The 25,907-nt window shown below is 69.3% G+C and carries 22 protein-coding genes, 1 tRNA gene and 1 riboswitch; of the genes, 12 read left to right on the forward strand and 11 right to left on the reverse strand.

Annotation, left to right across the window (positions count from 1 at the left end; all coding sequences use genetic code 11):
* Positions 1-29: 29 nt before the first annotated feature.
* From carB to carA, 3 genes are all read right to left on the reverse strand, one after another.
* Positions 30-3,515 carry a carbamoyl-phosphate synthase large subunit gene (gene carB, locus MKK58_RS25210; protein WP_243915690.1) on the reverse strand — a complete coding sequence of 1,162 codons (3,486 nt, stop codon included), beginning with the start codon at positions 3,513-3,515 and terminating at the stop codon, positions 30-32.
* A gap of 160 nt (positions 3,516-3,675) precedes the next feature.
* Positions 3,676-4,053, reverse strand: coding sequence for a hypothetical protein (locus tag MKK58_RS25215; protein ID WP_243915691.1), 378 nt, complete (start codon positions 4,051-4,053; stop codon positions 3,676-3,678).
* 213 nt (positions 4,054-4,266) lie between these two features.
* Complete coding sequence (gene carA / locus MKK58_RS25220) at positions 4,267-5,508, reverse strand: glutamine-hydrolyzing carbamoyl-phosphate synthase small subunit (RefSeq protein ID WP_243915692.1); 1,242 nt, start codon at positions 5,506-5,508, stop codon at positions 4,267-4,269.
* A 210-nt stretch (positions 5,509-5,718) separates the two neighbouring features.
* On the opposite strand from carA, the gene MKK58_RS25225 reads away from it, so the two are divergent.
* The 8 genes from MKK58_RS25225 (at position 5,719) to MKK58_RS25260 (ending at position 15,006) form a co-directional block, all read left to right on the forward strand.
* Positions 5,719-6,180, forward strand: a complete 462-nt coding sequence (locus tag MKK58_RS25225) for a GatB/YqeY domain-containing protein (protein WP_238278742.1) — start codon at positions 5,719-5,721, stop codon at positions 6,178-6,180.
* Between the two features lie 86 nt (positions 6,181-6,266).
* Positions 6,267-8,201, forward strand: a complete 1,935-nt coding sequence (gene dnaG, locus MKK58_RS25230; RefSeq protein WP_243915693.1) for a DNA primase — start codon at positions 6,267-6,269, stop codon at positions 8,199-8,201.
* 203 nt (positions 8,202-8,404) lie between these two features.
* The gene (gene rpoD / locus MKK58_RS25235) at positions 8,405-10,399 is read left to right on the forward strand and encodes an RNA polymerase sigma factor RpoD (RefSeq protein ID WP_243915694.1); all 1,995 of its coding nucleotides are present in this window, start codon (positions 8,405-8,407) and stop codon (positions 10,397-10,399) included.
* A gap of 200 nt (positions 10,400-10,599) precedes the next feature.
* The gene (locus MKK58_RS25240) at positions 10,600-11,850 is read left to right on the forward strand and encodes an adenylate/guanylate cyclase domain-containing protein (protein WP_243915695.1); all 1,251 of its coding nucleotides are present in this window, start codon (positions 10,600-10,602) and stop codon (positions 11,848-11,850) included.
* Between the two features lie 46 nt (positions 11,851-11,896).
* A riboswitch (TPP riboswitch) is annotated at positions 11,897-12,024 on the forward strand.
* Positions 12,025-12,101: 77 nt separating this feature from the next.
* Entirely contained in the window at positions 12,102-13,310 is a 1,209-nt protein-coding gene (gene thiO, locus MKK58_RS25245) for a glycine oxidase ThiO (RefSeq protein WP_409565318.1), read from the forward strand.
* Complete coding sequence (gene thiS / locus MKK58_RS25250; RefSeq protein ID WP_243915696.1) at positions 13,307-13,519, forward strand: sulfur carrier protein ThiS; 213 nt, start codon at positions 13,307-13,309, stop codon at positions 13,517-13,519. The genes thiO and thiS overlap by 4 nt, the downstream gene beginning before the upstream one ends.
* A 4-nt stretch (positions 13,520-13,523) precedes the next feature.
* Complete coding sequence (locus MKK58_RS25255; protein ID WP_243915697.1) at positions 13,524-14,315, forward strand: thiazole synthase; 792 nt, start codon at positions 13,524-13,526, stop codon at positions 14,313-14,315.
* Between the two features lie 34 nt (positions 14,316-14,349).
* Complete coding sequence (locus tag MKK58_RS25260; RefSeq protein ID WP_243915698.1) at positions 14,350-15,006, forward strand: thiamine phosphate synthase; 657 nt, start codon at positions 14,350-14,352, stop codon at positions 15,004-15,006.
* Positions 15,007-15,310: 304 nt separating this feature from the next.
* Here MKK58_RS25260 and MKK58_RS25265 read toward each other — a convergent pair whose 3' ends face one another.
* The 6 genes from MKK58_RS25265 to map form a co-directional block, all read right to left on the reverse strand.
* Positions 15,311-16,066 (reverse strand): peptidase, encoded by a 756-nt coding sequence (locus MKK58_RS25265; protein ID WP_243915699.1) that lies wholly within the window; start codon positions 16,064-16,066, stop codon positions 15,311-15,313.
* Positions 16,067-16,095: 29 nt separating this feature from the next.
* The gene (locus MKK58_RS25270; protein ID WP_243915700.1) at positions 16,096-16,923 is read right to left on the reverse strand and encodes a transglutaminase family protein; all 828 of its coding nucleotides are present in this window, start codon (positions 16,921-16,923) and stop codon (positions 16,096-16,098) included.
* A gap of 37 nt (positions 16,924-16,960) precedes the next feature.
* Entirely contained in the window at positions 16,961-17,905 is a 945-nt protein-coding gene (locus MKK58_RS25275) for an alpha-E domain-containing protein (protein WP_243915701.1), read from the reverse strand.
* Positions 17,906-18,033: 128 nt separating this feature from the next.
* On the reverse strand, positions 18,034-19,473 hold the full coding sequence (locus MKK58_RS25280) for a circularly permuted type 2 ATP-grasp protein (protein ID WP_243915702.1): 1,440 nt from the start codon (positions 19,471-19,473) through the stop codon (positions 18,034-18,036).
* Between the two features lie 101 nt (positions 19,474-19,574).
* Positions 19,575-20,300 (reverse strand): RadC family protein, encoded by a 726-nt coding sequence (gene radC / locus MKK58_RS25285; RefSeq protein ID WP_243915703.1) that lies wholly within the window; start codon positions 20,298-20,300, stop codon positions 19,575-19,577.
* 11 nt (positions 20,301-20,311) lie between these two features.
* Positions 20,312-21,142, reverse strand: coding sequence for a type I methionyl aminopeptidase (map, locus tag MKK58_RS25290; protein ID WP_243915704.1), 831 nt, complete (start codon positions 21,140-21,142; stop codon positions 20,312-20,314).
* Positions 21,143-21,338: 196 nt separating this feature from the next.
* On the opposite strand from map, the gene MKK58_RS25295 reads away from it, so the two are divergent.
* From MKK58_RS25295 to MKK58_RS25305, 3 genes are all read left to right on the forward strand, one after another.
* Entirely contained in the window at positions 21,339-21,593 is a 255-nt protein-coding gene (locus MKK58_RS25295) for a zinc-finger domain-containing protein (RefSeq protein ID WP_238278713.1), read from the forward strand.
* A 22-nt stretch (positions 21,594-21,615) separates the two neighbouring features.
* On the forward strand, positions 21,616-22,806 hold the full coding sequence (locus MKK58_RS25300; RefSeq protein WP_243915705.1) for an FAD-dependent monooxygenase: 1,191 nt from the start codon (positions 21,616-21,618) through the stop codon (positions 22,804-22,806).
* Positions 22,807-22,843: 37 nt separating this feature from the next.
* Positions 22,844-22,930, forward strand: a tRNA-Leu gene (locus tag MKK58_RS25305).
* Between the two features lie 52 nt (positions 22,931-22,982).
* Here the strand turns inward: MKK58_RS25305 and MKK58_RS25310 are convergent.
* A complete protein-coding gene (locus MKK58_RS25310; RefSeq protein ID WP_243915706.1) occupies positions 22,983-23,345 on the reverse strand; it encodes a hypothetical protein in 363 nt (120 codons plus the stop codon).
* A gap of 350 nt (positions 23,346-23,695) precedes the next feature.
* Here MKK58_RS25310 and MKK58_RS25315 point away from each other — a divergent pair, with 350 nt between their 5' ends.
* Entirely contained in the window at positions 23,696-24,655 is a 960-nt protein-coding gene (locus tag MKK58_RS25315; protein WP_243915707.1) for a helix-turn-helix domain-containing protein, read from the forward strand.
* On the opposite strand, the gene MKK58_RS25320 is transcribed toward MKK58_RS25315, so the two are convergent.
* Entirely contained in the window at positions 24,640-25,899 is a 1,260-nt protein-coding gene (locus MKK58_RS25320; protein WP_243915708.1) for a GGDEF domain-containing protein, read from the reverse strand. The genes MKK58_RS25315 and MKK58_RS25320 overlap by 16 nt on opposite strands.
* Between the last annotated feature and the right edge of the window lie 8 nt (positions 25,900-25,907).

Here is a 25,907-nt window from a genome sequence, read left to right on the forward strand (position 1 = left end):
GTCCGCACGAAACGGATGCCGCGCGAAAGTCAGGCCGCGAAGTATTCCTGCAAGGCGCGGACCTTAAGATCGCCTCCGAGATAGGCCTTGATTCCCTCGGCCGCCGCCATCGCCCCAGCAAGAGTGGTGTAGTACGGCACTTTATGCAAGAGGGCCGCGCGCCGGAGCGAACGCGAGTCCGAGAGGGCGCCCGCACCCTCGGTGGTGTTGAAGACGAGCTGGATGTCGCCGTTCTTGATCGAATCGACCACGTGGGGCCGGCCCTCCAGCACCTTGTTCACCCGCTCGGTCACCACGCCCTGGTCGGCGAGGTAGCGCTGCGTACCCCCGGTCGCCACGATGGTGAAGCCGAGCTCCGACAACAGGCGGATCGCCGGCAGGATGCGCTCCTTGTCGGCATCGCGCACCGAGACGAACACCGCGCCGCCCTTCGGCACCAGGGTGCCGGAGCCGAGCTGGCTCTTGGCGAAGGCGACGCCGAAGCTCGAATCGAGGCCGATGACCTCGCCGGTGGAGCGCATTTCGGGCCCGAGCAGCACGTCGACGCCGGGGAAGCGCGCGAAGGGAAACACCGCCTCCTTGACGGCGATGTGATCGAGGACCTTGGCCTTGAGACCGAAGCTCGCGAGCGGCTCGCCGGCCATCACGCGGGCGGCGATCTTGGCGATGGGCTCGCCGATCACCTTGGCGACGAAGGGGACGGTGCGGGAGGCGCGCGGATTCACCTCCAGCACGTAGATCGTGCCGTCCTTGATCGCGTACTGCACGTTCATCAGGCCGCCGACCTTGAGGGCAAGCGCCATGGCCTTCGTCTGCCGCTCCAATTCCGAAATGATCTCGGGCGAGAGCGAGCGGGAGGGCAGCGAACAGGCGGAATCGCCCGAATGGATGCCCGCCTCCTCGATGTGCTCCATGATGCCGGCGATGAACACGTCGGTGCCGTCGCAGATGGCGTCCACGTCGATCTCGGTGGCGTCCGACAGGTAGCGGTCGAACAGGAGTGGGTTCTTGCCCAGGACCGTGTTGATCTGTCCCGTCTTGTCGTTGGGGTAGCGCGCCTTGACGTCCGACGGGATCAGGCTCGGCAGGGTGTCGAGGAGGTAGTCGGCGAACTGCGCCTCGTCGCGGATGATCGCCATGGCCCGGCCGCCGAGCACGTAGGATGGCCGCACCACGAAGGGCAGGCCGAGATCGGAGGCGATGAGCCGGCTCTGCTCCACCGAGTAGGCGATGCCGTTCTTCGGCTGCTTCATCCCGAGCTTGTCGAGGAGGCGCTTGAACTGGTCGCGGTCCTCGGCGAGGTCGATGGCATCCGGCGAGGTGCCGAGGATCGGCACGCCGGCGGCCTCCAGGGCACGGGCGAGCTTCAGCGGGGTCTGGCCGCCGAACTGCACGATGACGCCGTGGAGCGTGCCGGCCTGACGCTCGGTCTCGATGATCTCGAGGACGTCCTCCTCGGTCAGGGGCTCGAAGTAGAGCCGGTCCGAGGTGTCGTAGTCGGTCGAGACCGTCTCCGGGTTGCAGTTGACCATGATGGTCTCGTAGCCGGCCTCGGTGAGCGCGAAGCAGGCGTGGCAGCAGCAATAGTCGAACTCAATGCCCTGGCCGATCCGGTTCGGACCGCCGCCGAGGATGATGATCTTCTTGGCGTCGGTGGGCCGCGCCTCGTCCACCACGGTCCCGGCGAAGGGCGCCACGTAGGTCGAGTACATGTAGGCCGTCGGCGCCTTGAACTCGGCCGCGCAGGTGTCGATGCGCTTGAAGACCGGGCGCACGCCGAGCGCGCGGCGGGCGGCGCGGACCTCGTCCTCGGAGGTCTTGGCCAGCACCGCGAGGCGCGCGTCGGAGAAGCCGGCGGCCTTGAGCTGGCGCAGGGCGCCGGGGGTGTTCGGGATGCCGTGCGCCTTGACCCGGTTCTCCAGGTCGATGATCGCCTGGAGCTGCTCCAGGAACCACGGATCGATCTTGCAGGAGGCGTGGACCTCCTCGTGGCTGACGCCGAGGCGTAGCGCCTGGCCGACCTTGAGCAGGCGGTCGGGCGTCGGGGTGCCCAGCGCCGCCTTAATGGCGTTGTGGTCGTCGCCCTTGCCGAGGCCCTCGATCTCGATCTCGTCGAGGCCGGTCAGCCCGGTCTCCAGGGAGCGCAGGGCCTTCTGGAGCGATTCGGCAAAGCAGCGGCCGATCGCCATGGCCTCGCCGACCGACTTCATGGCGGTGGTCAGGGTCGGCTCGGCGCCGGGGAATTTTTCGAACGCGAACCGGGGGATCTTGGTGACGACGTAGTCGATCGACGGCTCGAACGAGGCCGGGGTCGCGCCGCCCGTGATGTCGTTGGCGATCTCGTCGAGGGTGTAGCCCACGGCGAGCTTGGCCGCGACCTTGGCGATCGGGAAGCCCGTGGCCTTGGAGGCCAGCGCCGAGGAGCGCGACACGCGCGGGTTCATCTCGATGACGATCATCCGGCCCGTGGCCGGGTCGATGGCGAACTGCACGTTCGAGCCGCCGGTCTCGACGCCGATCTCGCGGAGCACCGCGAGCGACGCGTCGCGCATCACCTGGTATTCCTTGTCGGTCAGCGTCAGCGCGGGCGCGACCGTGATGGAATCGCCGGTATGGACGCCCATCGGGTCGATGTTCTCGATGGAGCAGACGATGATGCAGTTGTCGTTCTTATCGCGAACGACCTCCATCTCGTATTCCTTCCAGCCGAGGACCGACTCCTCGATCAGGACCTCGTTGGTCGGCGAGGCGTCGATGCCGCGCTCGACGATGTCCAGGAACTCTTCCCGGTTGTAGGCGATGCCGCCGCCGGTGCCGCCCATCGTGAAGGAGGGGCGGATGATCGCCGGCAGGCCGACCTCGGCCAGCGCGATCAGCGCCTGCCCGATGGCGTGCTCGCCGTAGCGCTTGCGCCGCTCGGACTCGCCGCGGTGCCAGGTCTTCTCGAAGGCCGCGAGGGCGGCCGTCCGGGCCTCGCCCTCGTTGGCGGCCTCGATGCGGGCGATCTCGGCGAGGTACTTCGCGCGATCGGCCTTCTTGGCCGCGGAGGCGTTGGCGAGCGCCGATTTCGGCGTCTCCAGGCCGATCTTCGTCATCGCGTCGCGGAAGAGGTGGCGGTCCTCCGCCTTGTCGATCGCCTCGGTGGTGGCGCCGATCATCTGGACGTCGAACTTCTCGAGCACGCCCATCTTCTTGAGGGAGAGGGCGCAGTTCAGCGCGGTCTGGCCGCCCATGGTGGGCAGTAGGGCGAAACCGCCCGGCACCGCGTAGCGCTCCTTCTCGATGATCTTGGCGACGATCTCGGGCGTGATCGGCTCCACGTAGGTGGCGTCCGCCATGTCCGGGTCGGTCATGATCGTCGCCGGATTGGAGTTCACCAGGACGATCCGGTAGCCCTCCTCGCGCAGCGCCTTGCAGGCCTGGGTCCCGGAATAATCGAACTCGCAGGCCTGACCGATGACGATCGGCCCCGCACCGATGATCAGGATCGAGGAAATGTCGGTGCGTTTCGGCATCGGGCGCCTTGGCTGCAAGCACGCGCGCCCGGCCAGGCACTGTGCCGGAGCGGCACGGGCCTAGGGGCGCTAGCGGCGTGGATTATCGTTGATCTTGGCACTTACACGCAGCCCGCTTCCATTGGAAGGGCGCGGGCCGATGGTGGAGCGCCGACGGGGCTCAGACGCCGAGATAGAGGGCCGAGACCGCGCGGTCGATGGACAGGTAGAACACCCCGAAGGCGACGAGGGCGGCGGCAGCGAATTCGAGGGCCGCGTTGGAGAGGGTCTGGCTCCGGCGCAGCATCTCGCGGCCGAAATACAGGCCGATCCAGGCGAGCGTCATCACCACCGGCAGCGCGAACAGGAAGGACCAGGTGCTCTCGACGCGGTCGAGCCCGGTCGCGGGGTCGATCAGCGCCCGGATGTTGCGGACCCAGGGTGCGTAGCAGGCCGAGAACAGGGCTGTCATCCAGGCGAGGCCGACGGCCACCCCGAGATGGAACGTGAAGAGGCGATGCAGGCGCGAGAAGTCGTCGCGCGCGTCGTCGAACGTCATGTGGAAATCCCCGCCTGAACCCGGATGCGAACCCGCCACGATGCTCGGAGGTCGTGGTGAACGGGTCGTTGACGGGGGCGGGGATGCCCGGGAATGCCGGATTTTTTGTGACCGGGCGGGAACCATTTCGTGGTTCGCATTTTTCGGAGTGCAGGGCAGGCTTGCATCCGGAGCGACGCCGGACGGCGATAAGCCCGCCCGGCGTTCGCGGGATCAGTCGGCGGTGGCGATCAGGGTCTCGGGCTTGCCGGCCTTCATCAGGGCGACGAAGCGCTCGAACAGGTAGTGGCTGTCGCGCGGGCCCGGCGAGGCCTCGGGGTGGTGCTGCACGGAGAAGGCCGGCCGGTCGGTGAGGGTGAGCCCGCAATTCGAGCCGTCGAACAGCGAGACGTGGGTCTCCAGGGCGGTCTCGGGCAGGCTCGCCGGGTCCACCGCGAAGCCGTGGTTCATCGAGACGATCTCGACCTTGCCGGTGGTCTTGTCCTTCACCGGGTGATTCGCGCCGTGATGCCCCTGGGCCATCTTCACGGTGCGGCCGCCGAGCGCCAGGCCCATCAGCTGGTGTCCGAGGCAGATGCCGAAGGTCGGGACCTTTTCCTGCAGGAGCGCCCGGATCACCGGCACGGCGTATTCGCCGGTGGCGGCCGGATCGCCGGGGCCGTTCGACAGGAACACGCCGTCCGGCTTCATGGCCATGATCTCCTCGGCGCTCGTCGTGGCGGGCACCACGGTGACGTCGCAGCCGGCTTCCGCCAGCAGGCGCAGGATGTTGCGCTTCACGCCGTAGTCGATCGCCACGACCTTGAGGCCGGTGCCGGGCTGGCGGTCGCCGTAGCCGGTCTTAACGCCCCAGGTGGTCTGCGACCATTCCGAGCGCGCGCGGCTCGTCACCGGCGGAACGAGGTCGAGGCCCTCCATCGGTGCCAGCGCCGCGGCGCGGGCCTTCAGAGCCTCGCGGTCGAAGCGGCCGTCCGGATCGTTGGCGATGATCGCGTTCGGCATGCCGTGGTCGCGGATCAGCGCGGTCAGGGCGCGGGTATCGACCCCGGTGATGCCGACGATGCCGCGTGCCTTGAGCCAGGCATCGAGGTGGCTCGACGAGCGCCAGTTCGACGGGTTGGTGACGGCCGAGGCGATCACGGTGCCGCGGACGCCCGAGGCCGGCGCCGCGTCGAGGCTCTCGAGATCCTCGTCGTTGGTGCCGGTGTTGCCGATATGCGGGAAGGTGAAGGTGACGATCTGGCCGGCATAGGACGGGTCGGTCAGGATCTCCTGATAGCCCGTCATCGCGGTGTTGAAGCAGACCTCGCCATCCGCGATTCCGGTCTGCCCGATGCCGAATCCCTCCAGCACGGTTCCGTCCGCCAGGACGAGGAGGGCGGTCACGAGGGGCTCGGCCCAGGGAGCCGGGGGTGCGGGCACGGCAGGCGTGTGGACGCCTTCATCTTGCAGCATCGGCGTGATCTCGCTTATGTCCGGCCGATCCCGGCGCCGTTCAGCGGCGCGTGCGGGCGGCTTGTCGTGCGGCGCTCATAGCGAGCGCGCCGCGTCAGGGTCAATGTGGCCCCGGCGTCGGCGCGTCTCAAGAACCCCGGTTCGCGCAGCAATTCGCAGACCACGCCGTCGATCCGCCCTCCGGGGTCCCGCTTTTTCAGGAGTCACACCATGCTGCGCGCCCGTCTCACCACCGAGATGAAGGAAGCCATGAAGGCCGGCGACAAGGCGAAGCTCGCCACCGTCCGGATGATCCAGGCCGCCCTGAAGGACAAGGACATCGAGGCGCGCGGCCTCGGCAAGGAGCCGGCCTCCGAGGAGGACATCCTCGCGCTCCTCCAGAAGATGATCAAGCAGCGCAACGAATCGGCCGCCGTCTACGACCAGGGCGGCCGGCCCGAACTCGCCGAGAACGAGCGCAACGAGGTCGCGATCATCCAGGGCTTCCTGCCCCAGCAGATGGACGAGGCCGAGACCCGCGCGGCGATCGACAAGGCCGTGGAGGAGACGGGTGCGGCCGGCCCCAAGGACATGGGCAAGGTCATCGCCGCGCTGAAGGGGGCCTATGCCGGCCGCATGGACTTCGCCAAGGCGAGCGGCCTCGTGAAGGACGCGCTGAACGCCAAGGCGTGAGGGCGTCCCGGCGCCGCGCGTCGGCGTTGGGGACTCCTTAAGCCCGGGCTGCTAGTCTCGACGGCCGCAGAGGTCCGGTTCCCGCCGTGCGTTACCCGCCCCACATCCTCGAAGAGATCCGCGCGCGCCTGCCCGCCTCCGACATCGTCGGGCGGCGCGTCCGGCTGAAGAAGGCGGGCCGCGAGTGGCGCGGGCTTTCGCCGTTCAATGCCGAGAAGACGCCGTCCTTCTACGTGAACGATCAGAAGCAGGCATATTTCTGCTTCTCCTCCGGCAAGAACGGCGACGTCTTCACCTTCCTGATGGAGACGGAGGGCCTGAGCTTTCCGGAAGCCGTGGAGCGCCTGGCGGCGGAGGCCGGCGTGTCCCTGCCGGCGCCGAGCGCCGATGCCCGCGAGCAGGAGACCAAGCGCGCCGGGGCCTTCGAGGTCATGGAGATGGCCGCCGCCTTCTTCGAGGAGCAGCTGCGCGGCCGCGCCGGTACGGAAGCCCGCGCCTATCTCGACCGGCGCCAGCTCGGCCCGGAGACCCGGACCCGCTTCCGCCTCGGCTACGCACCGGGCGACCGCTACGCACTGCGCGACCACCTCGCCGCCAAGGACGTCGACCGCGACCTGATGATCGAGCTCGGCCTGCTGGTGGCCGGCGAGGACATCCGCGTGCCCTACGACAAGTTCCGCGACCGGGTGATGTTTCCAATCTGCGATTCGCGCGGCCGCGTCATCGCCTTCGGCGGTCGGGCGATGCAGAAGGACGCCAAGGCGAAGTACATGAACTCGCCGGAGTCACCGCTCTTCCACAAGGGTCAGCTGCTCTACAACCTGCATCAGGCCCGCAAGCCCGCCCATGACCGCGGCGTGATCATCGCGGTGGAGGGCTACGTCGACGTCATCGCCATGACCCTGGCGGGTCATCCCAACGCGGTGGCGGGCCTCGGCACCGCGCTCACCGAGGAGCAGGTCGGCCTGCTCTGGCGCAATGCCGACGAGCCGATCCTGTGCTTCGACGGCGACGGCGCCGGCCAGCGGGCGGCTTTCAAGGCCCTCGACGTCGCGCTGCCCGGCCTGACGCCGGGCAAGTCCCTGCGCTTTGCCATGCTGCCCGAGGGGCAGGACCCCGACGACCTCCTGCGCGCCGAGGGCAAGGCGGCCATCGACCGGGTGCTCGACGCGGCGCGCCCCCTCGTCGAGGTGCTGTGGTCGCGCGCCACCGACGGGGCGCCCCTCGACACCCCCGAGCGCCGGGCCGGCCTCGCCAAGTCGCTGCGCGAGATGGTCGCCTCCATCCGCGACGAGACCGTGCGCGGCTTTTATCGCGACGAGATCGAGGGCCGTCTGCGGGCGCTGTCGCCCCAGGCGAGCCAGGGCCGGCGCGCCTGGGAGCCACGTGGCGGGGGAAGCGTCGGCGGTGGTCAGCGGCCAGCCTTCCAGCGCACCCCGCGCCCCGGCGATCCGCCGCCCTCGCCCCGGATCACCACGAAGTTCAACCCGCTCTATGCCGGCGAGACCAGCGTATCGGGCCCGGTGGCCTTCCGCGACCGGGAGGCGATGATCGTCTGCAGCCTCCTCGTCCACCCGGAACTCCTCGGGATCGAGGCGGAGGACCTCGCCGAACTCGAACTCGGCGATCCGGACGCGCAGGCCCTGCGCTCCCTCCTCCTCGACAGCCATGCCGACGCGGATCTGCCCGGTGTCGAGGTTCTGGCGAGCCGTCTGAAGCGCGCCGGGCTCACCGAAGCGGCGGCCCGGCTCGCCAGCCATGTGCGTCCGGGGGACCGGTGGGCCCTTGACGCGCATGCCGATCCTGTGCGTCTCGAAGACGCATTGCGTCAGGCCGTGATCTTGCACCGCAAGGCTGGAGCGCTAAATAGCGAACTTCGCTTGGCTGAACGGGCCCTGGTCGAGGACGAGACGGAGGCGAACTTCGCTTGGCTGTGCGACGTGAAGGCCCGTATGGCCGTCATCGCGGGTGCGGAGGCGGACGAGGTGGTGCCCGATGCGGATGCGGCATCGACACCTTAGAGAGGCGGGCGCCACGAACGAATTCGGCCGCCATTGGCGGCTCATGGTTAACAATCGGTCAAGCGTCTCGCTTGCATACCGGGATCTGACATCGACGCGGCTGTCACCTCGACGGTCCGCACATCACATGCATTTCGGCGTCGACGACGCGGAGTGAGCGACACGCTCCCGCGCGACGCTGACACGACAACCATAGGCGGACCATGGCGACGAAGGCAACGGAACGGGACGAGACGGATGCTGCTCCGGAGCAACAGACCGACGGGCCGCTCCTCGATCTGACGGATGCCTCCGTCAAGCGGATGGTGAAGCTCGCCAAGAAGCGGGGCTACATCACCTACGAGGAGATCAACGAGGTTCTGCCCGACGGCCAGTCTGACCCCGACCAGATCGAGGACGTGCTGTCGCAGCTCTCCGAGATGGGCATCAACGTCGTCGAGGCGGAGGAGACCGAGGAGACGACGGAGACCAAGGCCAACGGCGAGGCCGACGACGAGGACGGCGCCGAGGGAACCGAGGTCGCCGAGATCGCGCCGGCCAAGCCCCTGGCGGTCCGCGAGACGACGGCCAAGGAGCCAACCGACCGCACGGACGATCCCGTGCGCATGTACCTGCGCGAGATGGGCTCGGTGGAGCTCCTGTCGCGCGAGGGCGAGATCGCCATCGCCAAGCGCATCGAGGCGGGCCGCGAGGCGATGATCGCCGGCCTGTGCGAGAGCCCGCTGACCTTCCAGGCCATCATCATCTGGCGCGACGAGCTCGTCGACGGCCGGGTGCTCCTGCGCGAGATCATCGACCTCGAGGCCACCTATGCGGGCCCCGACGCCAAGAACGCGATGCAGATCGCCGACGGCGCCGAGGAGAGCGAGGAGGCCGAGGGGGATGCGCCGACGCCGCCCGAGGGCGACGACGACGACGACATGGAGAACAACGTCTCCCTGGCGGCCATGGAGACCGAGATCAAGCCGCGCGTCCTCGAGACGTTCGACAACATCGCCAACAACTATCGCAAGCTGCGCAAGCTGCAGATCGATCATGCCGACCTGAAAGCCTCGGGCGGCACCCGCAGCGATGCCCAGGAGCGCAAGCAGGACGAACTGAAGGACGCCGTCGTCACGGACGTGAAGTCGCTCTCGCTCAATGCCAACCGCATCGAGGCCCTGGTCGAGCAGCTCTACGACATCAACAAGCGCCTCATCTCGCATGAGGGCCGCCTGATGCGCTACGCCGAGACCCACGGCGTCGCCCGCGACGAGTTCCTGCGCCACTACCAGGGCTGGGAGCTCGATCCGAACTGGATGGAGCGCGTCGGCAGCCTCGGCGGGCGCGGCTGGAAGAACCTCGTCGAGAAGGGCTCGGGCGAGGTCGCCCGCCTGCGCGAGCAGATCCTGACCCTGGCCTCGGAGACGGGCCTGGAGATCGGCGAGTACCGCAAGATCGTCAACATGGTCCAGAAGGGCGAGCGCGAAGCCCGTCAGGCCAAGAAGGAGATGATCGAGGCCAACCTGCGCCTCGTGATCTCGATCGCCAAGAAGTACACCAACCGCGGCCTGCAGTTCCTGGACCTGATCCAGGAGGGCAACATCGGCCTGATGAAGGCGGTGGACAAGTTCGAGTACCGGCGCGGCTACAAGTTCTCGACCTACGCGACCTGGTGGATCCGTCAGGCCATCACCCGCTCCATCGCCGATCAGGCGCGCACCATCCGCATTCCGGTGCACATGATCGAGACGATCAACAAGATTGTTCGTACGTCGCGTCAGATGCTCCATGAGATCGGGCGGGAACCCACGCCCGAGGAACTGGCCGAGAAATTGGCCATGCCATTGGAGAAAGTTCGAAAAGTTCTGAAGATCGCCAAGGAGCCGATTTCCCTCGAGACGCCCATCGGCGACGAGGAGGACAGCCATCTCGGCGACTTCATCGAGGACAAGAACGTCGTCCTGCCCATCGACGCGGCGATCCAGTCGAACCTGCGCGAGACCACCACGCGCGTGCTCGCCTCGCTCACGCCCCGCGAAGAGCGGGTGCTGCGCATGCGCTTCGGCATCGGCATGAACACCGACCACACACTGGAAGAGGTCGGCCAGCAATTCTCGGTGACGCGCGAGCGTATCCGTCAGATTGAGGCGAAGGCCCTGCGCAAGCTCAAGCACCCGAGCCGGTCGCGCAAGCTGCGCAGCTTCCTCGACAACTGAGCCTGTCGCGGGCGATACCGGCCCGGGTTTCCGTCCCGGAGCGACGCCAGCGATCATCGCGATGAGCCGGATGATGACGCCCTCGGGCGTTTCGCCCGGCGGGTTCGAGAACCCGGCGTGGTCCTTTCTGCCATGGGAAGGACGGTGCCGGGCATTTCGCACCGGTTGTCGTATCCCGATACCGAACCCACCTTGGCCATATGCTCGACCGCGGCCCGCCCCAGCCACCGCCCACCGCCGAAGCCGACGGCTCGGAGGCGGCCGACGTTCCCTTCGGCGCGCTCCAGCAATGCGTCGCCCTGCGGGACTGGCTGCTCAGCGAGGGCGCGCGGATGCCCAAGGCCGAGGAACTGCTCTCCGGCCTCGCCGAGCGCCTGATCGCCCTCGACGTGCCGGTGGACCGCGCCACCACCGCCATCGATGCGCTCCACTCCGAATATTCCGGTGTGGGCCGGTTCTGGACCCGCGAGGCGGGCTCCACGGTGCGGCTGTTCCCGCACGGCGAAGCCTCGGAGAAGGCCTATCGCGAGAGCCCGTTCTTCCGGGTCCACGAGACCGGCGAATGGCTGTTCCTCGATCTTTCCGAGACCCCGGACGACGCCTACGCGGTGATTCCCGACCTCAAGGCGGAGGGCTACCGGCAGTACATCGTCGCGCCGCTGTTCTTCACCAACGGCACCCGCAACGGCATCTCGTTCGCCACCCGCGCCGAGACTGGGTTCCGCGATGAGGACGTGGCGATCCTGCGCTTCGTCATGCCGACGCTCGCCGCCGTGATGGAGATGCGCAGCGTCAACAAGCAGCTCGACCACGTCCTGCGGATCTACGTGGGCGACGAGCCGCACAAGGCGATCCTGGGCGGCTCGATCCGGCGCGGTCACGTCCAGCGCATCCGCTCGGCCATCCTGTTCGCCGACATGCGCGATTACACCCGCATCTCCGCGGACATGACGCCGGAGGAGGCCGTCGACCTCCTCAACATCTTCTTCGATTGCCTCGTGCCGGCGATCGAGCGCGAGGGCGGCGAGGTCCTGAAGTACCTCGGTGACGGCCTCCTGGCGATCTTCCGCGAGCCGGGGGACGATCTCGGAGGCGCCGCCAAGGGGGCCCTGACAGCCGCTCAGAGCGCCATGGCGGCGCTCGCCGAGGCCAATGCCCTGGGGCGATTCGCCAATCCGGTGGCGGCCGGCATCGCCCTGCATCACGGGGAGGCGGCCTACGGCAATGTCGGCTCCGGCGCGCGGCTTGACTTCACGGTGATCGGCCGCGACGTGAATCTCGCGAGCCGCGTCGCCCGCCTGAACCGGACGCTCGGCGAGCCCATCCTGATGTCGAAGCCCTTCGTCGATTTCCTCTGGGACATGCCCGAGCCCCTCGGCGACCACGTCCTCGACGGTTTCGCGGAGCCGATGGGCGTCTACCGGCCCGGGCGACCGCCCGCCACGGCCTGAACGCCACGGCGGGGATTGACCGGAGCGGGCCGGCGGCCCACATCAGGAGCGTTCCAGGGAGATCCCCGGCAAGGGGCTGAGAAACCGATGGCGTCCGTTCGCGGATGGCGGCGCGGAAATCCTTCGAACCTGACCCGGTTCATACCGGCGTAGGGATTGGACCGCGGGTTTCCGTCACGAGCCCGGCACGCTTCTCTCGATGAAGCTGCAGCCCACCAATCTCGGCGCCGCTCGCGGAGATTGCGTTGGACGTGCCCCCGAATTCCCCCCTGAACCTGCGCCGCACGCGCGGCGATGCGCTCACCGCCGCGACGCTGGCGGCGCGCAGCGACGTGGTCGTGGTCGGCGCCGGCCTCATCGGTCTGTCGGCCGCGTGGCGCCTCGCGCAGGGTGGCCGGACCGTGACCGTGCTGGAACGCGAGACCGTCGGCGCCGGCGCGAGTCTGGCCGCCACCGGCATGCTGGCACCCGCCGCCGAGCACGAGCCCGGCTCCGATCCGCTCCTGCCGCTGGCGCTGGAGAGCCTCGCGCGCTGGCCGGGCTTTCGCGATGACCTCCAGGCCGCGTCCGGCCTCGACATCGACTACCGCGAGGAGGGCACCCTGGTGCTCGCCATCGGCCGCGACGAGGTCGAGCGCCTGCGCTTTCGGCACGATCTCCAGACGCGCTCCGGCCTCGAAGCCCGCTGGCTCTCCGGCCCGGAGGTGCGTGCCCGCGAGCCGGGCCTGCGCCCCGGGATCAGCGCCGGCCTCCACTGCGCGCACGATCATCAGGTCGATCCGAGCCTCGTCATGGCCGCCCTCGTGCGGGCCTGTCTCGGCGCCGGGATCACCATCGTGGAGGCCTGCCCCGTCGAGGCCCTGGACTGGAGCGGGGGACGCGTCACCGGCGTCCGGACCGCCCGGGGGGCCGTGCGGGCGGACGTCGTGCTTCTCGCCTCCGGGGCCTGGAGCGGGCAGGGCGGCCTCCTGCCCGAATCCCTGGCCCTTCCGGTGCGCCCCCTGCGCGGCCAGTCGCTCGCCCTGCGCACCACGGCGCGGACCGGCACGCTGAGCCACATGGTCTGGACCGAGCAGGTCCACATGGCGCCCAAGGGCGACGGCCACCTCATCGTCGGGGCCACGGTGGAGGATTGCGGCTACGTCCCCGGCGTCACCGCCGGCGGCCTCTACGCCCTGCTCGAAGGCGCGCGCCGCGTCCTGCCCGGCATCGAGGAGATGGCGGTCGAAGCCCTCTGGAGCGGTTTTCGCCCGACATCCGACGACGACGCGCCGATCATCGACACCCTGGCGCCGGGCCTCATCGTCGCCACGGGCCACCATCGCAACGGCTACCTACTTGCGCCCGCCACCGCCGACGCCGTGGCGGGCCTGGTCGGGGCGGGGGAACTGCCCGGCTATGCCCGAGCCTTCGGTCTCGCCCGGTTCGGGCAGGCCGCCGAGCGGAGGGCTTCCGCATGAGGCTCACCGTCAACGGAGAAGCCCGCGAGAGCGCGGCCGCCGATCTCGATGCGCTGTTCCGCGCCGAGGCCGAGGAGACCGGCATCGAGAGTCCGCAGGGCATCGCCATCGCGCTGAACGGTTCGGTCGTCCGCCGCCGGGACTGGGCGGCGACGCCCCTCGCGGAGGGCGACCGCGTCGAGATCGTCCGCGCCATGCAGGGAGGTTGAAGGCATGACCGAGACCCAGACCGAGATCCCGGGCGACGCCCTCGTCATCGCCGGCATTCCCCTGCGCTCGCGCCTCTTCATCGGCACGGCCGGATATCCGACCCAGAGCATCCTGTTCGACGCGGTCGCGGCCTCCGGCGCCGAGGTCGTCACGGCCTCGATCCGCCGGGTTTCGCTCCAGGGCCACGGCTCCGACACCCTGCGGCGGCTGAAGGGGCACCGCTTCCTGCCGAACACCGCCGGCTGCGAGACCGCCCGCGACGCGATCATGACGGCGGAGTTGGCCCGCGAAGCCCTCGACACGACCTGGATCAAGGTCGAGGTCATCGGCGACCGCGAGACGCTCTATCCGGATGTGGCCGAACTGCTGGAAGCCTGCCGGCACCTCGTGGACGACGGTTTCACGGTGCTGCCCTATTGCAACGACGATCCCGTCGTCTGCCAGCGCCTCGCCGATCTCGGCTGCGCGGCCGTGATGCCGATGGGCTCGCTGATCGGCTCCGGCATGGGGGTCGCGAACCCGGCCAATCTCGAACTGATCTGCCGGCGCTCCCCCGTGCCCGTGATCGTCGATGCGGGCATCGGCACCGCTTCGGACGCGGTGATCGCCATGGAACTCGGTGCCGCCGGCTGCCTCCTCAACACCGCCGTGGCCAAGGCGGACGATCCCGTGCGCATGGCCCGCGCCATGCGGAGCGCGGTCCAGGCGGGCCGCGACGCCCACTGCGCCGGACGCATCCCGAAGCGGGGACGCGCCGAACCGTCGAGCCCGCAACTCGGCCTCGTGGGCTCGTGAGGCCGCGCCTTCGCCGCGCGCCGGCAATGCGCGGATGAGCGGGCTGCCGGCGCCCCTGCTCGCCGTGACGGAGCGGCCTTCCGATGACGGGAAGGGATCGGGGGAAGCCCTCCTGCGGACCCTCGATGGTCTCCTGGGGGCCGGCATCCGCTGGGTCTGGTTTCGTGAGCGGGACCTTGCGTTCGAGCCGCGTCGGGCCCTCGGCCGGGCGGTGGCCGAGCGCGTGCGCGCGCATCGCGGCACCCTCACCGTCGGTGGCGATCCAGCGCTCGCCGCATCGCTGGGCGCCGATGGCGTGCATCTGCCGGGTGGCGCCACCGCCACGGAGATCGAGCACGCGCGTCACCTGTTGCCGAAGGGGCTGCTCGGCGTCTCGGCGCACGGGATCGATGAGGTGCAGGCCGCCGCCGCCGCGGGCGCCGACTACGTCACCCTGAGCCCGATCTTCCCGACCGCGAGCAAGCCGGGTTACGGCCCGGCCCTCGGTCCGGTCTGCCTGCGACGGGCGGCCTCGTTCGGCTGTCCCGTGATCGCGCTGGGCGGAATCACGGAGGATCGCGTCGCCGATTGCATGCGTGCCGGGGCGGCGGGTATCGCCGTGATGGGCACGCTGATGCGCAGCCCCGATCCCGCTTCGGAGACGCGGCGCTACCTCGCCCGCCTGGAGGCCGCATCACGACGGGTTGAATAGAAGCGGATCAGGCGATGTGGGTCGGGGCCGTTTTCTCGACCTCGTCGCGGTCGCCGAGGCGGGCGGCTTCCGCTTCCTCGGCCTGTGCCGCCCTGACGCCGGCAGGCATACGCACCGGGGTGGCAGCCATCCAGGCGCGGATTGACCGGCCCTCGAACCCGAAGCTCTTCCGTCATGGCACGGCGCGATCTCGGCGCTCTGGTCGGGTCGCCCCGGCGCGCGAGGCGGAAACCGGCGCGCTGATCCGTCGTCACGCCGAGGACGCCCTCGCGCTCCTCGAGCGCGGGCGGCCTTCAGGCCCTGACTACTTCGCGGCCGGCGACGGTCCGTAGGGCGGGCGCGGAATGGCCCGGTGGGCGGCCCGAAGGGCCGCCGACCAGCGCTCGCGCAGATCGTGGAAGTAGCTCTCGCCGGCCTCGATCCGATGGTTCACTTCGAGGTCGAGGGCGTTGCGGCGGGCCACCGCGATGTCGATGGGCAGGCCGACGCCGAGATTCGAGCGCATGGTCGAATCCATCGAGACGAGTCCGACCTTGAGGGCATCGTAGAGGTCGGTCTCGTACTTCACCGCCCGGTCGAGGATCGGCTTGCCGTACTTGTGCTCGCCGATCTGCAGGAAGGGCGCGTCGCCGCTGCACTCGATGAAATTGCCGGCCGAATAGATCAGGTAGAGCTTCATCGGCTCGGGGCCGATCTGGCCGCCGAACAGGAGCGAGACCGAGAAGCGCAGGTTGGCCGCCTCGAAGCCCGCCTTCTCGATCTCGCGCACCCTGCGGATGGCGCGGCCCACGAGTTGCGCCGCCTGGAACATCGTCGGCGCCTCGACGAGCTTCATCTTCGGCTCGCCGGCATCCCCCTCGACGCCTTCGGCCAGGAGGCTGAGGACCGATTGCGTGATCGAGAGGTTGCCGGCCGAGGCCAGCATCATCACCCGCTCGCCCGGAACGTTGAAGTGGTGGAGCTTGCGATAGGTCGAGATATCGTCGAGCCCGGCATTCGTCCGGGTGTCGGCGATCATCACCAGGCCCTCTTCCACGAGGACGCCGACGCAATAAGTCATGACTTGGTCTTTCCCGCGTCTGTCCGCGATCAGGACTGGACGGTAGCCTGTGCCTGCTCGACGCGCAGCGTCACGTCGAGCGTCTCTGTTCCGCCGCCCATGCGGCTGCCCCGAATCGGCGCCGCGCCGAGGTAGTCGAGGGCCACCGCCACGCGGATATGCGCCTCCGTGGTGGCGATCCCGTTGGCGGCGTCGAAGCCGACCCACCCGAGGCCCGGCACCAGGGATTCCGCCCAGGCGTGGCCGGAGCCCTGGTCCGTCTCGCCGTCGGAGTGATGGAAGTAGCCCGAGACGTAGCGGGTCGGAATCTCGAGGTGCCGTGCGGCCGCGATGAAGAGGTGGGTGAGGTCCTGGCAGACCCCCGTCTCCTGCGCGAAGGCCTGGGCCGCGTTGGTGCTGGCACTGGCGGGCCCCGGCACGAAGGCGACCCGCGCGTGCACCGCCGCCAGGAGCCGGTGCAGGCAGGGCAGGGGCGCCGGATCGCCGGCTGCCGCAACCTCGCGGGCGAAGACCTGGATCGCGTCGTTGGCCAGGGCGAGGTCGGAATCGCGCAGGTAGAACACCTCGGGCAGGCGCTCGATGGTCCCGCGCACGATGCCGTGCATCTCGATCGTGTCGACCTCGCCGGTGACGCGGATGGAGAGCGCCTCAGCCGGTTCGTCGGCGGTGAACCAGTGCACCACGTTGCCGAAGCCGTCCTCGCGCTCGCTCACCCGCCCGTCCACCGAGGGCTCGATGCGCCAGCGCCGGACATACTGGCCGTCATGGTCGCGCGGGCGCAGGCGCAGAACCTGGATCAGGCCGCGGGCCGGCTGCTCGTAGGTGTAGTTGGTCTCGTGGAAGACGCGGATTCGCATGCGGCGACCTTTGCGCGGCGTCGGGCTCGGGCCGGCCCTATACCAGATATTGCTCGATGACCGCGGCGCCGAGTCGATTGTTCTCGGCGATGAACTCCGTCACGAACTCATGCAGACCCGAGGAGAAGATCCGATTGATGTTCTCGCCCTCCAGGCGTGCCAGCGTGTTGCTGGCCAGGCGCTGGCTCGCGCCGCGCCGGCCATAGGCGTCGGCGATGAGGTCGAGGTGTTCCACCAGCATGCCGTAGCAGTTGGTGAAGGAGCGCGGCATCTGCCGGTTGAGGATGAGGAGGTCGGCCACCAGCAGCGGCTTCACGCTTTCCCGGTAGACCCAGTGGTAGGCGTTGAAGGCCGAGACCTCGCGCAGGATCGTGGTCCACTGGAAATAGTCGAGGCTGCCCCCGACCTTCTCGGTCGCGGGGAGCAGGATGCGGTACTTCACGTCGAGGATGCGGGCGGTGTTGTCCGCCCGCTCGATGGCGGTGCCGAGGCGCGTGAACCAGTACGCGTCGTTGCGCAGCATGGTCCGGTAGGCCGACCCGTCGAAGGCGAGCGAGACGCCCTTCACCCAGTCGAGGAAACGGGTGAACTCGTCGCGGTTGAGTTCGCGCCCCTCGTAGTTCCGCAGTTCGAGCCAGGCACCGTTGATCGCGTCCCACATCTCGGTGGTCAGCGCCGTGCGGACGCTGCGGGCGTTCTCGCGGGCGGTCTCGATGCAGGAGCGGATCGAGGAGGGGTTGTGCGGGCTGAAGGCCAGGAAGTCGCAGACCGTTGCCTCGGTGACGCTGTCGTAGAGCGGCTTGAACACCTCCGGATCGCCGGCCGAGGCCAGGGCCGAGGCCCATTCGTTGGTCTCTCCGCCGCCGTAGCTCGAGGGGAGCGCGGCGAGGCGCAGGGCGGCATCGAGGATGCGGGCGACGAACTCCGCCCGCTCGGCGTAGCGCGAGAGCCAGTACAGGTTGTCGGCGGTCCGGGACAGCATGGGGTTCCGTTGAGTCGCCGGCCGGGCGCGAGCGCGGCGGCCGCTGGGCTGAAGGGACTATGCCGTGGGCGGCAGGCGATTGGGAAGGTCCCCGGCGCGGATCCGCGCGGCGGAGACCCGGCATTGTCTCAGGCGTCGAGGACCCAGGTGTCCTTGGTGCCGCCGCCCTGGCTCGAATTGACGACGAGGGAGCCTTCCTTGAGGGCGACCCGGGTCAGCCCGCCGGGCACGATGCGGATCTCGTCCGAGCCGCAGAGCACGAAGGGGCGCAGGTCCACGTGCCGGGGCGCGACCCCGGAGGCGACGAAGGTCGGACAGGTGGAGAGCGCCAGGGTCGGCTGCGCGATGAACCCGTCGGGGGCGTGGCGGAGCTTGCGCCCGAATTCCTCGATCTCGCGCTTGGTGGCGTGGGGGCCGACCAGCATGCCGTAGCCGCCCGAGCCGTTGACTTCCTTCACCACGAGGTCGCCGAGGTTGTCCATGACGTAGGCGAAGGCGTCCTTCTCGCGGCAGCGGTAGGTCGGCACGTTGTGCAGGATCGGCTCCTCGCCGGTGAAGAACTTCACGATCTCCGGCATGTAGCTGTAGACCGCCTTGTCGTCGGCGATGCCGGTGCCCACCGCGTTGGCGAGGGTCACGGTCCCGCGCTCGTAGGCGTTCATGATGCCGGGCACGCCGAGCACCGAATCGGGCCGGAAGACCAGGGGGTCGAGGAAGTCGTCGTCGAGGCGGCGATAGAGCACGTCGACCCGGCGCGGCCCCTCCGTGGTCCGCATGTAGACCACGTCGTCCTTGGTGAAGAGGTCCGAGGCCTCGACGAGGTCGACGCCGAGTTTATCCGCCAGGAACGAGTGCTCGTAGAAGGCCGAGTTGTAGCGGCCGGGCGTGAGCAGCGCCACGGTGGGGTCGCGGGTGGCGGTCGACGGCGCGAGGCTGCGCAGGGTGGCGAGCAGCGCGTCCGGGTAGTTCTCCACGGGGGCCACGCGGTGGCGCGAGAACAGCTCGGGGAAGAGCCGCAGCATCACCTCGCGGTTCTCCAGCATGTAGGAGACGCCCGACGGCGTGCGGGCATTGTCCTCCAGCACGAAGAAGTCGTTCTCGCCGGTCCGGACGATGTCGATGCCGGCGATGTGCACGTAGAGGTCGTGCGGCACCCGGAAGGCGCGCATCTCCATGCGGTAATGCGGATTGCGGTAGACGAGGTCGGCGGGGATTACCCCGGCCTTGATGCATTCCTGCGCGCCGTAGATGTCCTTCAGGAACGCGTTGATCGCGGTGACGCGCTGCTTCAGCCCCCGCTCCAGGAAACCCCATTCCGGCTTGGTGATGACCCGGGGAATGATGTCGAACGGGATCAGCCGCTCGGTCGATTCGTTCGCCCCGTACACCGCGAAGGTGATGCCGATGCGCCGGAACAGCATCTCGGCCTGGCTGCGGCGGGTGTTAAAATGCTCGGGCGGCGTCGTGTCGAGCCAGGTCTTGAGGCTGTTGTAGGCTTCGCGCACGGCGGGGTCGCTCAGCGCCCCATCGGGCAGGCCGGTCATCTCGTCGAATGCAGCGAGCGCCATTCGCGCCTCCCCCTTGAAACGCCACGATCCAGGCAAGAGGCGCGCCAGCGGTCGAGCCCCGCGGTCACAACCCTACCGCCCTGACGTGCACCGTAGCACGATCAGATCAACTTCAAGCCCTTGAAGCTGGCATGTCCCTCACGCCCCAGGATGATGTGATCGTGGACGATGATCCCGAGGGGATCGAGCACGCCGATGATCTCGCGGGTCATCCGGATGTCGGCCGCCGAGGGGGTCGGATCGCCCGACGGGTGGTTGTGGGCGAGCAGGATCGCGGTCGCGGAGAGCTCCAGCGCCCGGCGTGCCACCTCGCGCGGATAGACGGGCGTGTGGTCCACGGTCCCGCGCCCCTGGATCTCGTCGGCGATCAGATGGTTGCGCCGGTCGAGGAACAGCACGCGGAACTGCTCGCGGGGCGCGAAGGCCATGGTGGCGCGGCAGTATTCCAGCACCGCGCTCCAGGAGGAGAGCAGGGGCCGCTCGGCGATTGCACCCCGCGCCAGGCGGTGACCTGCCGCTTCGATGAGCTTCAGGTCGGCGATGACCCCGGCGCCGATGCCTTCGATTTCAGCAAGTCGGGCGGGTTCGGCGCTCACCACCTCGGCAAAGCTGCCGAAGCGCCGGATCAGGGCCTTGGCGAGCGGCTTCACGTCCCGGCGCGGAATCGCGCGGAACAGCGCGAGTTCGAGGAGTTCGTAGTCCGGCAGGGCGTCGGCACCCGCCTGCGCGAAGCGGGCCCGCAGGCGGTCGCGATGGCCGAGATAATGCGGCTCGGCCTCCTTCGCGCCGTCGAGGGGGTCGGGGCGGGGCGGGGGCGGGACGCTCACGGCGCGCGACGTCAGCCGGCCGTGGGAACCGGCTGGTGCAGGCCCTTGGGCGACAGGGTGAAGATCTCGGCCCCCGTCTCCGTCACCGCCACGGTGTGCTCGAACTGAGCCGAGAGCGACCGGTCCCGCGTCACCGCGGTCCAGCCGTCGGAGAGTACCTTCACCGCCGGGCGGCCGAGGTTGATCATCGGCTCCACAGTGAAGAACTGGCCGGGCTGGAACTTCACGTCGTAGCTCGGCTCGACGTAGTGCAGGATGGTGGGCGCGTCGTGATAGCTGCGTCCGAGGCCGTGGCCGCAGAAGTCGCGCACCACCGAGCAGCGCTCCGCCTCCGCGTAGGCCTGGATCGCCCGGCCGATATCCGTGGTGGAGCCACCGGGCTTGATCGCCGCGATGCCGCGCATCAGGCATTCATGCGTGATTTCGCAGAGGCGCTGGGCCTTGCGCGGCACGTCGCCCACATAGGCCATCCGGCTCGAATCGCCGTGCCAGCCGTCGACGATGAGGCAGATGTCGAGGTTGACGATGTCGCCCTCGCGCAGGGGCTTGTCGTTGGGAATGCCGTGGCAGACCACGTGGTTGATCGAGGTGCAGATCGACTTCGGATAGCCGCGGTAGAGCAGCGAGGCCGGGTAGGCGCCGTGATCCATGGCGAAGGTGTAGGCGAGCTTGTCGAGGTGTTCGGTGGTGACGCCGGGGCCGGTCGCCTCCATCAGGACGTCGAGGGCCTCGGCGGTGAGCCGGCCCGCCTTGCGCATGCCCTCGAAGGCCTCCGGGCCGTGGATCGGCGGCTGGGGCGTGCGGCGGCCGCTCTCGGAGGCGGCCTGTTCGGTCTGGGTCATGGGCGGGTTTCGTGCAGGTGCCGGAGCGGGTCGATCCCTCTGTACGATGGCGCGGGCAGGAGGCCAACCCGGCGGCCGGCCTTCCCGCGATGCACTAGGCGTGCGCCGTGCGAGCCGCTAGAGACGGGATCGGCAGACCCTTCACACGGAGCCCGCGCGGACGGCATGTCCCCGGGCCGGCAGGCAGGACGAGGCGATGGCTGACAAGGCGGTGCCGCATTTCCACAACGACCCCGGCGTGGCCGTGATCCATGTCGGTTCGAAGGAGTTCATGTGCATCGGCGCGAAGCCGCCCTTCGATCATCCGCACATCTTCCTCGACATGGGCACCGACGACGAGACCATCTGTCAGTACTGCTCGACGCTGTTCCGCTACCGGCCGAACCTCGCGGCCGGGACGGCGGACCCGGCGATCTGCGTCTGGGACAACCAGGCCTCGGCCGCCGCCTGACGCCTTGGATCGGACCGTCCCCGTGCCGGGACTGAACATCGCCATCGTGGGCGCCGGGATCGGCGGTCTCACGGCCGCGCTCGCCCTCGACGGGGCCGGCCATGCGGTGACGCTGATCGAGCGGCGCACCGGCTTCAGCGAGGTCGGGGCCGGCATCCAGGTTTCGCCGAACGCGAGCCGGGTCCTCATCGGCCTCGGCCTCGGCGCGGCCCTGCGGCGGGCAGCGAGCGAACCGCCGCGCGTGGTGGTGCGGTCGCTGCGCGGCGGTCAGCCGATCGGCGGCGTGGCGCTGGGGCAGAGCCAACGCGACGCCTTCGGCGCGCCCTACTACGTGATCCACCGGGCCGACCTTCAGACCCTGCTCCTCGACGCCGTGCGGGGGCGGCCCGGCATCCGTCTCCTCGTCGGCCGCGACGTGACCGGCTACGCCGAGCGGGCCGACGGCGCCGACCTGACCCTGGAAAGCACCAGCGGCGGACGGCCCGAGACCATCGCGGCCGACCTCGTCGTCGGGGCGGACGGCGTCCGCTCGCGCCTGCGCGCCCATCTCGACGGACGAGCGCTGCGCTCCTGTCGCGCGGCGGCGTGGCGGGCCATCGTCCCCCGCGAGGCGATGCCGCCGGATCTCGATGCGGAGGCCACCGGGCTCTGGCTCGGCCCGGGGCGCCACGTGGTGCACTACCCCTTGCGTGGCGGCCAGCACGTCAACCTCGTGGCGGTCATTCCGGAGCGCACGGGCAGCGAGGGCTGGGGCCAGCTCGGCGAGCCCGCCGTGCTGCGTGCCCGTTTCCGGGATGCCGCCGCCCCCCTCGCGGGCCTCCTCGCGGTGCCGGATTCCTGGCTCGTCTGGTCCCTCGAGGACCGCCCGGCCGCGCGCGTGATGGCGCGCGGGCGCCTCGCCCTCCTGGGTGACGCCGCGCATCCGATCCTGCCCTTCCTGGCCCAGGGCGCGGCCCTCGCCATCGAGGACGGTGCCGTCCTGGCGATGGCCCTCGGGCCGGCGGGCTCCGCGCGCGATCTGCCCGCGTCGCTGGATGCCTATCGGCGTGCCCGGACCGACCGCGTCGCCCGCGTGCGCGCGGCCGCCCGCGCCAACGGGCGCACCTATCACGCGGGCGCCCTCGTCGGCCGTGTGCGCAACGCCGTGATGCGCCGCCTCGGGCCGGACGGCATGAATCGCCGCTACGCCTGGCTGTACGGCTGGACGCCTTGATCTCCTTGGCCCATCCCGCTACCGCTGATCCGGGCACGCGGACGTGGCGAAACCGGTAGACGCACGAGACTTAAAATCTTGCGGCTGTAAGGCTGTGCGGGTTCGAGTCCCGCCGTCCGCACCAATTCCGTTCGGTGACCCTCGCTCCTGTCCGTCGACCGGACTTGGAGTCGGCCTCAGCGCGAACCGTGTGCCGGAATCCTTGCCACCGCCACCGAGCCGTCGTTGAGCATGAGGAAGCGAATCCCGGCGCGATGAAGGGCCACGATGGCCTTCCGGCGCGAGCGGCTGGGATGGGGATCCCCACCGTCTTCCAGGCGCTTGACGGTCGATATGGAGAGGTCGCTGAAGCCGGCCAGGGTCTGCATCGGCCAGTCGAGCAGCGCGCGCGCGGCCCTCAGATGACAGCCGAGGACCGCCCGCTCGAAGACGGTCGGAATCGAAAGCTCCGGCGGCAGATCCCGCGCGCGAGGGCCGGTATGCAGGGCGGAGTCCGGTTCAACCGGTCGACCGGACTCTCCGAGGGCGGATGGCGGCATATCCGGGAACCCCGTCATCACCGGCGACGAAATGCGATGTTTAAAACCTCAAGTTTATTTTGTGCCGCATAAGACGGGCGCAACATAAACATCAGGTTTATTTTGGTGATCGACCGCACAAGGCTTTTCCCGACGTGATAGACAAATGATACACCTTGCTCTTCCTGGCATCACGCGCTTGTCTTGCCCGAAAACGCGCGAACAGTTGTCCGGGGGCGCGAACGGCGACCGATGCCCGAGGAACCTCCGGTCGTCGCGGTCCGACGGTATCCGAGCCGTCCTCGTTGGTCGTCGGTGAGCCGCAATCGCCGTGGCGGAGAGGACGCGTTCCACGAGGAGGCAGACCCGCCGTGCAGACGATCTTTTCGACCGCAGCCGTCAAAGGGAAGGATCGCTTCCGCCTGTGGCAGGACTTCGTCCAGGATCGGGTCGGTCCGATCGAACAGGTGCACCTCGGCGCGGAGCCATTCGACGGACGGGTCGAGGCCCTCGACATCGGTCCGCTCCGGTTGACGCGGGTTGCCGAGAGCGCGGTCCAGAGCCGGGTGACGCCCGCCACCCTTCGCCGGCGCGACGAGCCCGGTTCGCTCTTCGTCCTGATCCAGCAGGCCGGCGTCTCGATGTCGGCACAGGACGATCGCGAGGCGATCCAGCGGAGCGGCGACATCACGGTGCTGGGCGGCAGGCCGAACGTCCACGTCGCGGGCCGGAGGGACGCGATGCTGGTGTTCGAAGTTCCGCGTGAGCGGCTGGAAGTGATGCTCGGATCGAGCCGGCTGTTCACGGCCCTGACGATCGAGGGGAACAGGCCGGCGACGGCGCTGGTGACGGGGTTCATTCAGGATCTTGTCCGTCTGGGCGGCCAACTCGACCCGGATAGCGCCGCCCGCATGGCCCACATCGCAACCGATCTCGTCATCGCCGGCATCGCCGACCGCCTCGCCCGCGACGTTCCCGGCCCGCTTCACGGGACGGTCGTGGTCCAGCGGGCGAAGGCTTACGTCGAGGTCCATCTCGGAGATCCGACCCTCGATCCGCGACGGCTCGCCGAAGCCGTCGGGGTCTCGCTCAGGCGCTTACAGGAACTGTTCCACGCTCAAGGACACCACATCGCCGACTGGATCTGGCAGCGTCGTCTGGAGGTGGCCGCCGAACGCCTCACCGATCCAGGAGCCGGGCACCTGACGATCGGTACCCTCGCGTATGGCTGCGGCTTTTCGAGCGCGGCCCATTTCTCGCGCCGCTTCCGGGCGCGATACGCGATGACCCCGCGCGAGTACCGAGACGCCGCCGGTCAGCCGACGTCCTGATGCATGGGCGCCGGTCGTCCATCGGAATTCGCGGACGCCAAGGTCAGTACGGCGGCGTCGACGCGGTCGCGTCCGTCACGCTTGGCGCGGTAGAGAGCGTCGTCGGCGGCCTTGAGAAGGTCGCTCTCGCTGATCCCGAAGGCCGCGATGCTTCCGTGGGCCGCGGCGATGCCGACGCTCACCGTCACGTGCGCGCTCCGGCCCAGGCCCGGATGCGGATATGCGAGCGCGGCGACCGCCGCGCGCAGGCGCTCGCCGATCGCGCGGGCCCGGCTCAGGTCGGATGACGGGATCTGGACGGCGAATTCCTCCCCGCCATAGCGCGCGATGCGAGCCCCCTCGGCTTCGGCGGCCTCCCGCAGGGCGTGGGCGACGCGCTGCAGGCAGAGGTCGCCTTCGAGGTGCCCCGCGGTGTCGTTCAGCCGCTTGAAGGCGTCGATGTCGATCAGCGCCACCGCCATCCAGTCCCCGGCTTCACAGGCGCCGAGCCAGTCCGCGCGCAGGTTCGCCGTGAAGGAGCGCCGGTTCGCCAGTCCCGTGAGGGCGTCGGTCTCGGACAGCACGGTCAGGCGCGCATTCGCTTCGGCGAGGTCCGCATCCCGGCGTGCCTTCTCGAGGGTCAGGAGGAACGCCTCCTTCAGGGTCCATTCCCGCGAATAGGCGAGTTTGAGCGGCACGAGGACGAGGCTGGCGATCAGCAGCGGCAGGCCCGTCGGTGCATCATGCGGCAGGACGAAGGCGATCACGTAGCCGACATAGAGCGCGAAGGCGGTGACGCAGAAGATCAGGCAGTGCCGGAACGACAGGGGCGCGATCATCCCGACGACGAGGGGAACCACCACCGCGAGGATCCGGTACGAATCGGCATGGCCGGCCGGCGCGATCTGCGCGCTGGTCAGGACCACCGTCATGTCGATGAGCGCGGTCCCGATCACCACCGTCGCCTGCCGGTCCGTGCTGGGCGAGCCATGCAGGGCGAGGATCCCCGCCACGGTGAGCGGCGTGAACACCCCGAGGGTGAGGAACGCCGGAACCACGAAGCGCTCGGCCCCGAACACGTCGAAGTCCATCTTCAGGGACAGGACGTTGAAGGCGATGAAGACGAGCAGCCAGGATTGCAGGTAGCCCCCCGGGGAGACCCGCGTGGTGGCACGGAACGCGGCCTCGAGGGCGCCCGGAAGACGCAGGCGAAACCACGGTCTGCGCCGGGCCGCCTCGATCAGGCTCTCGTTCGGATCAGACATCGGTCCCT

It is taken from the genome of Methylobacterium sp. J-078, assembly GCF_022829285.1.
Classification (GTDB): Bacteria; Pseudomonadota; Alphaproteobacteria; order Rhizobiales; family Beijerinckiaceae; genus Methylobacterium.